General features: G+C 72.2%; 10 protein-coding genes. 5 read left to right on the forward strand and 5 right to left on the reverse strand.

The features are described 5' to 3' along the window. Positions 1–346, forward strand: a 346-nt coding sequence (locus tag ACWEVO_RS20555; protein WP_452309136.1) for an undecaprenyl-diphosphate phosphatase, incomplete at its 5' end; no start/stop codon positions are given. Between the two features lie 218 nt (positions 347–564). Continuing rightward, positions 565–1,593 (forward strand): alpha/beta hydrolase, encoded by a 1,029-nt coding sequence (locus ACWEVO_RS20560; protein ID WP_452309137.1) that lies wholly within the window; start codon positions 565–567, stop codon positions 1,591–1,593. 60 nt (positions 1,594–1,653) lie between these two features. Here the strand turns inward: ACWEVO_RS20560 and ACWEVO_RS20565 are convergent, their stop codons facing one another. The 3 genes from ACWEVO_RS20565 to ACWEVO_RS20575 all read right to left on the reverse strand — a co-directional run bounded on the left by ACWEVO_RS20565 (position 1,654) and on the right by ACWEVO_RS20575 (position 5,185). Then, positions 1,654–3,621, reverse strand: a complete 1,968-nt coding sequence (locus ACWEVO_RS20565) for an ABC transporter ATP-binding protein (protein WP_452309138.1) — start codon at positions 3,619–3,621, stop codon at positions 1,654–1,656. A 143-nt stretch (positions 3,622–3,764) separates the two neighbouring features. Continuing rightward, positions 3,765–4,073 (reverse strand): MoaD/ThiS family protein, encoded by a 309-nt coding sequence (locus ACWEVO_RS20570; RefSeq protein ID WP_452309139.1) that lies wholly within the window; start codon positions 4,071–4,073, stop codon positions 3,765–3,767. Then, positions 4,070–5,185 (reverse strand): WD40/YVTN/BNR-like repeat-containing protein, encoded by a 1,116-nt coding sequence (locus tag ACWEVO_RS20575; protein ID WP_452309140.1) that lies wholly within the window; start codon positions 5,183–5,185, stop codon positions 4,070–4,072. The genes ACWEVO_RS20570 and ACWEVO_RS20575 overlap by 4 nt, the downstream gene beginning before the upstream one ends. 245 nt (positions 5,186–5,430) lie before the next feature. On the opposite strand from ACWEVO_RS20575, the gene ACWEVO_RS20580 reads away from it, so the two are divergent. Further along, positions 5,431–5,841, forward strand: a complete 411-nt coding sequence (locus tag ACWEVO_RS20580; protein WP_452309141.1) for an MmcQ/YjbR family DNA-binding protein — start codon at positions 5,431–5,433, stop codon at positions 5,839–5,841. Between the two features lie 335 nt (positions 5,842–6,176). Beyond that, positions 6,177–6,575, forward strand: a complete 399-nt coding sequence (locus ACWEVO_RS20585) for a hypothetical protein (RefSeq protein ID WP_452309142.1) — start codon at positions 6,177–6,179, stop codon at positions 6,573–6,575. Positions 6,576–6,587: 12 nt separating this feature from the next. Here the strand turns inward: ACWEVO_RS20585 and ACWEVO_RS20590 are convergent, their stop codons facing one another. Both ACWEVO_RS20590 and folE read right to left on the reverse strand, forming a co-directional pair. Continuing rightward, complete coding sequence (locus ACWEVO_RS20590) at positions 6,588–7,841, reverse strand: NAD(P)/FAD-dependent oxidoreductase (protein ID WP_452309143.1); 1,254 nt, start codon at positions 7,839–7,841, stop codon at positions 6,588–6,590. A 12-nt stretch (positions 7,842–7,853) separates the two neighbouring features. Then, a complete protein-coding gene (gene folE, locus ACWEVO_RS20595) occupies positions 7,854–8,447 on the reverse strand; it encodes a GTP cyclohydrolase I FolE (RefSeq protein WP_452309144.1) in 594 nt (197 codons plus the stop codon). A gap of 404 nt (positions 8,448–8,851) precedes the next feature. Here folE and ACWEVO_RS20600 point away from each other — a divergent pair. Beyond that, positions 8,852–9,096 (forward strand): transposase family protein (locus ACWEVO_RS20600; protein WP_452309145.1); only part of this gene is annotated, 245 nt, incomplete at its 3' end.

A 9,096-nucleotide genomic window follows, 5' to 3' on the forward strand; every position in this document is an offset into this window, starting at 1 on the left:
CGCCGCGCAGATCCTCGCCCTGCTGCCCGGTATCAGCCGCTCCGGGGCCACCATGGCCGCCGGGCTGCTGCGCGGGTTCACCCACGAGGACGCCGCCCGCTTCTCGTTCCTGCTGGCCACCCCGGTGATCCTCGCCGCCGGCGTGCTCAAGCTGCCGGACCTGTTCGGCGACCTCGGCGCAGGCATCCGGGGTCAGGTGCTGGCCGGCAGCCTCGCCGCCGGGCTCTCCGCGTACGCCGCGGTGAAGTTCCTGACCCGCTACTTCGAGACCCGCACGCTGACCCCGTTCGCGGTCTACTGCCTGCTCGCCGGGCTGGTCAGCCTCGTCTGGCTCGGCGTGGCCTGAGCCGCCGCCGGCGACCTGACCGTCCTCGGCGGTCCGGGCGGCACCGCGACGTCGCGCCGGGACCACTCGTCGAGCCACACCGGCCGGTCATCGCTCCCGCCCGCCCGCTCACCGCTTGTCCGGCCTGGACGGCTGTGCCTCATCCGACCCGGAACGCAACGATCAGCATGTTTCGCCATGAACCATGACGGCCATCCGGTCACCGCTCAGGAGGAGTCATGAGGAGATCGTTGGTAGCAGGGATCGTCTTCGCCGCCGCACTGGCGTTGGCCGGACCCGCCCTGCCGGCAGGGCCCGCGCTCGCGGCGACCGCAGGCGTCGCCGACCCGGCCCCGGTCCGGGCGTCCGACGGCGCGTACGTCGCCCAGGAGACCGTCGTCGGCCCCCGGCTGGTCGACCTCACGATCGAGTCGCCGGCGCTGGGCCGGGCCGCCCCCGTACGGCTGCTCACGCCGGTCGGCTGGGAACAGCGGGCCCCGGGAGACCACTGGCCCGTGCTCTACCTCCTGCACGGCTGCTGCGACTCGTACGTGAGTTGGACCCGGTCGACGGACGTGGCGAGCATCCCCGAGCTGCGGGACGTCCTGGTCGTCATGCCCGAGGCCGGCGCCGCCGGCTGGTACAGCGACTGGTGGAACGCCGGCCAGGGCGGCGCCCCGGCGTGGGAGACCTTCCACCTGACCGAGGTACGGCAGATCATCGAGCGGGGCTACGGCGCGGGGCCGAAGCGCGTGGTGGCCGGCCTGTCGATGGGCGGCTTCGGGGCGATGTCGTACGCGGCCCGCAACCCGGGCATGTTCCGCGCGGCGGCGTCGTTCAGCGGGGTCGTGCACCCGTTGCGGGACCCGTCCTACTGGCTGCCGTTCTTCGGCCGCACCGGCCTGGACCCGTACGCGTTGTGGGGTGACCCGGTGGCGCAGCGGGACGTCTGGGCCGCGCACGACCCCTACTACCTGGTGAAGCAGCTGCGGCACACGGCGCTCTTCGTGGCCAGCGGCGACGGCACCGCCGGCGGTCCGTTCGATCCGCCCGGGCGCACCAACAGTCTGGAGGCGCTCATCTACCAGGAGAACGTCGACTTCGTCGCGGAGCTGCGTGCACGGGGTGTGGCCGTGCAGACGGACTTCTACGGGCCGGGCACCCACAGCTGGCCGTACTGGGAGCGGGAGCTGCACCGGGCACTGCCGATGCTGCTCGCCGCGCTGGAGACCGGGCGCGGTGTGGCGACCGCCTCCCTCGACCGGTAGCACCGGAAACCCGCTGGTGGCCGCCCCGGTCACCAGCGGGGCCGGTCCTCGGGATCCTCGTCAGGGCGTGGCGGGCGGGCGCTGCCGTGGGGGCGGGGCCGGGGCGGCGTCGTAGCCGGCGGCCTGGAGCGTGAACAGTTCGGCGTAGCGGCCGCCGGCGGTCATGAGTTCGTCGTGGTTGCCGGCCTCGGTCAGGGCGCCGTCGTGCAGGACGTAGATCCGGTCGGCGTGGCGGACGTTGGCCAGGCGGTGGGTGATGAGGATGGTGGTGGCCCGTCCCTGCCGGTCGCGGATCGCCTGGAACAGGGCGTCCTCGGCGCGGGGGTCGAGGGCGGAGGAGGGTTCGTCCATGATGAGCAGGTCGGCGTCGCGGAGGAAGCCGCGGGCGGCGGTGATGCGTTGCCACTGGCCGCCGGAGAGGTCCTGACCGTGGGCGAAGGTCCGGTCGAGCAGGGTCTCGTAGCCGTAAGGTAGGGCAACGATCATGTCGTGGGCGACGGCCCGGGCGGCGGCCGCCTCGATCCGGTCCGGACGGGGGTCCGTGTCGATGTCACCGATGGCGATGTTGGTGGCCGCGGTGAAGGGCCATTTGTGGTATTCCTGGGTGACCACGGCAATGCGGGCCCGCAGGCCGGTGGTGTCCCAGTCGTCCAGGGACCGCCCGTTCCAGCAGATGACGCCGTCGGTCGGGGCGCGCAGGGCGGCGATCATCGCGGCGAGGCTGGTCTTGCCGGAGCCGTTCTCCCCGACGAAGGCCACGGTCTGACCGGCCTGGATGGTGAGTGTCACCTGGTCCACCGCGGGGGTGTCCCGGTCGGGGTAGCGCAGGCTGACCTGCTGCACGGTCAGCTCCCGCAGCGGCTGCGGTGCTTGGCCGCCGGACCGGTCGGGCAGGTAGGCGGCGGCGCGGGCCATGAAGCCGGTGTAGTCACCGAAGTGCTGACCCTCGGTGTAGACCTGGTCGACCTGGTACGTCACGATGCCGAGGGACCGCTGCGCCGACTGCAGGGCGATCACGCAGGTCGCCGCGGCGGCGAGCGGGATGTGCCCGTTCACCAGCAGCAGCCCGAGCAGCACGTACACCGCACCGGTCGCCACTCCTCCGATCATGGACCCGACCGCCATGGTGGTGGTGACCCGGCGGGCCAGGGCGAGCTGGATGTCGGTCTCCACGCCCATGACCCGGTCGTACTGATCGAGCAGGAATCGGCGCAGGCCGTATGAGCGCAGCTCCGGCGCCGACACCCGTTCGGCCATCAGCCGGTGCAGCAGCCACAGCCGGCGTCGCCGTACCGACCCGGCGGTGTAGGTCTGGTACTGCAGGTGGCCCGCCCGCAGCGAGGCCCACGCTTTCGGCAGCGTCGCGACCAGGAGAGCCAGCAGCAACAGCGGATGGATGACTGTGACCGCCACCGCCATGGCGGCCAGACCGGCCAGACCGGCACCGAGGTTGATCGCGGCCTGGACCAGCCCGATCGCGGATTCGCTGCCCCGGGAGGCGCGTTCCATGTCGTCGGCGAAGGCGTCGGCGTCGAACGCCTCCAGCCGCACCGCGGTGCTCATCTCGAACAGGCCCCGGTCCACCTCCCGGTTCACCCGCGGCGTGAGCCCGTTCTGCGCGTACCCCGTGGCAATGCCAATGCCGGCCCGCACCGCCGTCGCCCCGGCCAGGGCGGCGAGGGCGGGCAACGCGGCGACCACCTTGCCAGCGGTCGGCCCGCGGGCGAACAACTCGACCAGGACCTGCTGAGTGGCGAGCAAGCCGAACGCGGCGAGCACCCCGGCGCCGACCGTGGCGGCGGCGACCACGCCAGTGCGGACCTGGTCGGCCCGCCAGCTGATCCGGAACGCCGCCCCGACCAGGCGGGGCAGTTCGGCGATGACGGCGAACAGGCCGGCCTGCGCCCGGGCCCGTAGCCCCGTCTCCCACCACATCTCGCGCAGCTCGGGCAGCACCGACTCGCTGGACGCCGAGGTGGGCGGCCGCGAGGTGGTGCGATGCTCCTCCGGGACCGCCGTCTCGGTCACGCAAGCCCCCTTAGCTGGACGGCCCCCCCGCGGCGAGCCGGAGACCCGGCTGGCAGCCACCCCTCGCCGACGGGGCTGACGTCGAGCGTAAGGCATCTCTACGTAGTCAGATGATCACGTAGCGCTGAGCGTCGGACACGCGACTATCCGCCGGCCATCGCGCCCAGGATGATGTACGGCTCCTCGCCGGCGACGACCCGCTCCGGCAGTGGCGCGTCGGGTGACTCGTTGGACAGGTCCTCCTCACAGGCATAGAAGCGGACGAACGCGCGGCGCTTGCCGCTGTGCCGGTCGCGGATCGTGCCGAGCAGCACCGGGTACGTCGCCTCGAGGGTGTCCAGCACCCGGCGCTGGGTGACCGGCCCGGCGTCCGGGCCGGTCACCTCGAGCCGCACCTCGCCGGTGACGTGCGCGAGGTTCTTCAGGTGCGCCGGGAGGACGACCCGGATCACGGCAGCACCTGGACTTCCACGGAGAGCACGGCCGGCAGGTCCCGCATGATCGGCGCCCAGCTGTCGCCGCCGTCGGCCGAGTGGTAGACCTGGCCACCGGTGGTGCCGAAGTAGATCCCGCACGGGTCGAGCGTGTCGACCGCCATGGCGTCGCGCAGCACGTTGACGTAGCAGTCGGACTGCGGCAGGCCCTTCGTCAGCGGCTCCCAGTCGTTGCCGCCGGTGCGGCTGCGGTAGACGCGCAGCTTGCCCTGCGGCGGGTAGTGCTCGGAGTCGCTCTTGATCGGCACCACGTAGATGGTCTCCGGCTCGTGCGCGTGCACGGCGATCGGGAACCCGAAGTCCGACGGCAGGTCGCCGCTGACCTCGCGCCAGTTCGCCCCGGCGTCGTCGCTGCGCATGACGTCCCAGTGCTTCTGCATGAACAGGGTGTCCGGCCGGGTCGGGTGCTGGGTGATGTGGTGCACGCAGTGGCCGACCTCGGCGTCCTGGTCGGGGATCTCCCCCGAACGCAGGCCCTTGTTGATCGGCAGCCAGCTGGCCCCGGCGTCGTCGCTGCGGAACGCGCCCGCCGCCGAGATGGCCACGTAGATCCGGCCCTCGTGCACCGGGTCGAGGATGATCGTGTGCAGGCACATCCCGCCGGCGCCGGGCTGCCACCGCGGGCCGGTCGGGTGCGTCCGCAGCGCGGTGAGCTCGGTCCACTTGCCGCCCCCGTCGGTGCTGACGTAGAGCGCAGCGTCCTCCGCGCCCGCGTACACCGTGTCGGGGTCGTCGCGGGACGGCTCGAGGTGCCAGATCCGCTTGAACTCCCAGGGACGCGGGGTGCCGTCGTACCACAGGTGCTCGCCGACCTCGCCGGCGTAGGCGAAGTCGTTACCCACCGCGTTCCAGGTCCGGCCACCGTCGTCGGAGCGCTGGATCAGCTGCCCGAACCAGCCGCCGGACTGCGACGCGTAGAGCCGGTCCGGGTCGGCCGGCGACCCGGTGAGGTGGTAGATCTCCCAGCCGCCGAAGTGCGGCCCCTCGACGGTCCAGTCGCCGCGTCGGCCGTCCGACGTCAGCACGAACGCGCCCTTGCGTGTGCCGACCAGCACCCGTACACCGGTCATGTCCTGATCCCTCCGCTCGATTCGACGATGCCTCCGGGAAGTGACCGTCCGGCCCGCCGAAACTCATCGGTCCCGTCCGTCCTACTCCACGGGTACGACGTACCGGCATCCCCGGAACCGACAATCGAGCAGTTTCCCGCGCTCGGCCGGGCCGACACGCCGGGCGGGTCGGTGACGGGCCCGAACGGACGGGTGGCCGGTCCGGCGGGCCGAGACTGTCGCAGGGGCGGGGTAGCGTCCGCGGCGTGACTGGCCCTGGTGACGTCCCGCCCGAGATCCTCGACCGGCTCCGGCCGGTCTGCCTCGGGCTGCCGGAGACCTACGAGGAGCCGGCGTGGGTGGGCACGCGCTGGCGGATCCGCAAGCGCACGTTCGCGCACGTGCTCACGGTGGACCCCGAGCACCAGGCCGCCCATGCCCGGGCCGCCGCCACCGACGAGCCGATCTGCGTGTTGACGTTCCGGTCGCCTGGTGACGAGATCGCCGGGCTGGTCGGCAGCGGCCCTCCGTTCTACAAGCCGGACTGGGCCGCGGACGTGGTCGGCATGGTGCTCGACGACGACACCGACTGGACGGAGGTCGCCGAGTTGCTGACGGAGAGCTACTGCGTGCTGGCGCCGAAGAAGCTGGCCGCCCTGGTCGACCGGCCGGCATAGCGGGAGCCGGCCACGTCGCCTAACGCGGCAGCGGCGGGTCGGCACCCGTGGAGGAATTTCTACAACATTTGCTGGTGATAACCTGCTTGGCATGGCGACGCCCCCGTGGCAGGCGGTGACCGCCCTGGTCGATCAGGTACGACGGGCGTTGTACGACTACGTCCGCAGTCAGGACCACCCTGACCCGGGACGAGGCGGCCGAGGCCCAGGGCATCTCGCGCAACCTCGCGGCCTTCCACCTCGACAAGCTGGTCGGCGCCGGTCTGTTGCAGGCCCGGTACGCGGCGCCGGCGGATCAGCCGCGCGGTCGGGGCAGGACGCCGAAGGTCTACGAGGTGGCGCCCGGCTGCATCGCGCTGGCCATCCCGGAACGGCGTTACGACCTGATCGGCGGCATCCTCGCCCAGGCGGTCGCCGACGCGCCCACCGATGCCCGGTCCGCCGCCTTCCGGCTGGCGAGGCAGCGCGGGGAGTCCCTCGGCCGTCAGGTCGACGGCGACGAGCCGATCATGGCGGTCCTGGCGGGACTCGGTTTCGAGCCGGCCGGCGACGACGACCTGATCCGGCTGCGGAACTGCCCGTTCCACGAACTCGCCGCCCAACAGACCGAGCTGGTGTGCGGCCTGAACCAGGCGTTCCTCGCCGGCCTGCTCGACGAGCTCGGCCGCACCGACCTGGACGCCCGGCTGGCACCCAGTCCCGGCGCCTGCTGCGTCCAGATCCGACCGGCCTGAGCCCGCCGGTGCTCAGGCAAGCAGATCACCCAGGGGCACCCGCGGGTCGGCGAGCCCAGCCAGGTCCACGCCCCGCCCGCCGTGGCCGGCACGCACCAGCGCCTGGATTTGGTCAGTCACGTCCCACACGTTGGCGTTCATCCCGGCCAGCACCCGGCCGTCCCTGACCCAGAACGCGAGGAACTCCGGCGCCCCGCCGTCGACCACGGCGGGGTCGCCGCGGAAGACCACCCGGTCGTAACCGCCGGGCGCGACCCACCCCGAGTACTCCATCCCCAGGTCGTACTGGTCGGAGAAGAAGTACGGCAGCCGGGCGTACTCGACCTGCTGGCCCAGCATGGACCGGGCCGCGGCCGGGCCACCGTTGAGCGCGTTGGCCCAGTGCTCCACCCTGATGTGCCGGCCCAGCAGCGGATGGTAGGCGTTGGCCACATCGCCGGCGGCGTAGATGTGCGGGTCGGAGGTGAGCAGTCGGGCGTCGGTGACGATGCCGTTCTCCACCTTCAGGCCCGCGGCCTCGGCCAGTGCCACGTCGGGTTGGACGCCCACACCGACGACGACGGTGTCGGTGGCCAGCCGGGTGCCGTCGGTCAGCAGCACCGAGGACACCCGCCCGGCACCCTCCAGCTGCCGGACTCCGACACCGAAGTGGAAGGTCACGCCCTGCCGGCGGTGCAGGTCGGCGAAGATACGGGCCACCTCGTCGCCCAGGACCCGCTGCAGCGGCAGGTCGGCGGCCTCCACCACGGTCACGGTGGCGCCGTGCCGGCGGGCGGCCGCGGCGATCTCCAGACCGATCCACCCGGCGCCGATCAGCACGAGGTGGGCCCCGTCGGTGAGGGCCTCGGCGATCCGATCGGAGTCCGCCAGGGTGCGCAGGTACCGTACGCCGTCGAGGTCGGCGCCGGGTACGTCCAGGCGGCGGGGCGTCGACCCGGTCGCCAGGAGCAGGCGGTCGTACCCGAGCCGCTCGCCGTCGGCCAGGACGACCTGACGGGCGTCGCGGTCGATGCCGGTGACCCGGGTCGCGGTACGCAGCTCGACCCGGTTCGCGGCGTACCAGTCGGCGTCGTGCACGTACACGTCCGGCCGTGGCGTGGTCCCCAGCAGCAGGCCCTTGGACAGCGGTGGCCGCTCGTAGGGCCGTTCGGGTTCCGCACCGAAGAGGACCACCCGGCCCTCGAAGCCCTCTTCGCGCAGGGTCTGGGCGGCCCGGGCGCCGGCGAGACCGGCGCCGACGATGACGAACGTGCGGCTGTCTTCCATCCCGCGCTCCAATCAGTGGGTTCCACAGAGGGAGAGGAACTCGGCCCGGCGGCGGGCGTCGTCGCGCAGGGACCCGAGAAAGGTGGAGGTCACGGTGGTGGCGCCGGTGGCCCGCACCCCCCGCAGCGACATGCAGAGGTGCTCCGCCTCGATGACGACGCCGACCCCCTGCGGGGCGAGTTCGAGGGCCAACCAGTCCGCCACCTGTCGGGTCAACCGCTCCTGCACCTGTGGACGGTGGGCGAAGAACTCCACGACGCGGGCGAGCTTGGACAGTCCGAGGATCCGATCCCCCGGCAGGTAGCCGACGTGCGCGACGCCGACGAACGGCAACAGGTGGTGTTCGCAGACCGACCGGACCGGGATGGCGCGGGCGAGCACCAGTTCGTCGTAGCCCTCGTCGTTGGGGAACGTGGTCAGGTCGAACGGGCGCGCGGTGAGCAGCTCGACGTACGCCCTGACCATCCGGCCCGGCGTCTCCCGCAGGCCGTCGGCGTCCAGGTCGACGCCGAGCGCGCGCAGGAACCGGGCGGCGGCCTCTTCGGCGGCGAGCAGGTCGCGGGCCGGTTGCTGGTCGACGCGACGCGGTGCCGGTGCGATGGTCACGTCCGCTGTCCTCCCGCTTGTTGTCGCCTTCAGTCGCCATCCTGAGCCCTCCTCTCCGCAATTTCAATAGCGGTCGCTGGTTAAATTACGGTGACCGGTCGAGACCACCGTGACTCGCGCTCTCTCCGACGCCGGTCACCCGCCGTCGACCAGCGGCCGATCGTGCGGCGGGACGAAGCCGGACGGCCCGGCCGGTCGAGGCGCCCCGACCGCACGGGCACCCGTGCGGCGACTCCCCCGTGATGACGTTCCCGCACACCTTTCGGCGACCGCGCGGCCGAAGGTGGCTCTTCGAAGTTGAGTGGGGTTCGCGGCTGACGGCGACCCGGATATAGAGGGCTCGCAGCTCATCGGTGATCATCTGAGTGTCTAGATCGGATGGTCACAAGTGAAGAGCTGCGAGCATGGTCAACGATACGACCCGGCTGCTGGGTCTGGACGGCCTGGTGGTGGAACGGGTCGAGCTGGACGTCGAGGGCGTCCCCGTGGTGGATGTGTCCACCGGTTGTGAGCAGGCACGATGCTGCCCGCAGTGTGGGCAGCGAGCGGCCCGGGTGAAGCAGTGGGCCACGACCCGGCCGCGGGACCTGCCGGTCGCCGGTCGACCAGTGCGGCTGCGCTGGCGCAAACGACGCTGGTACTGCCCGAC

Source organism: Micromonospora sp. NPDC003776, from assembly GCF_053605645.1.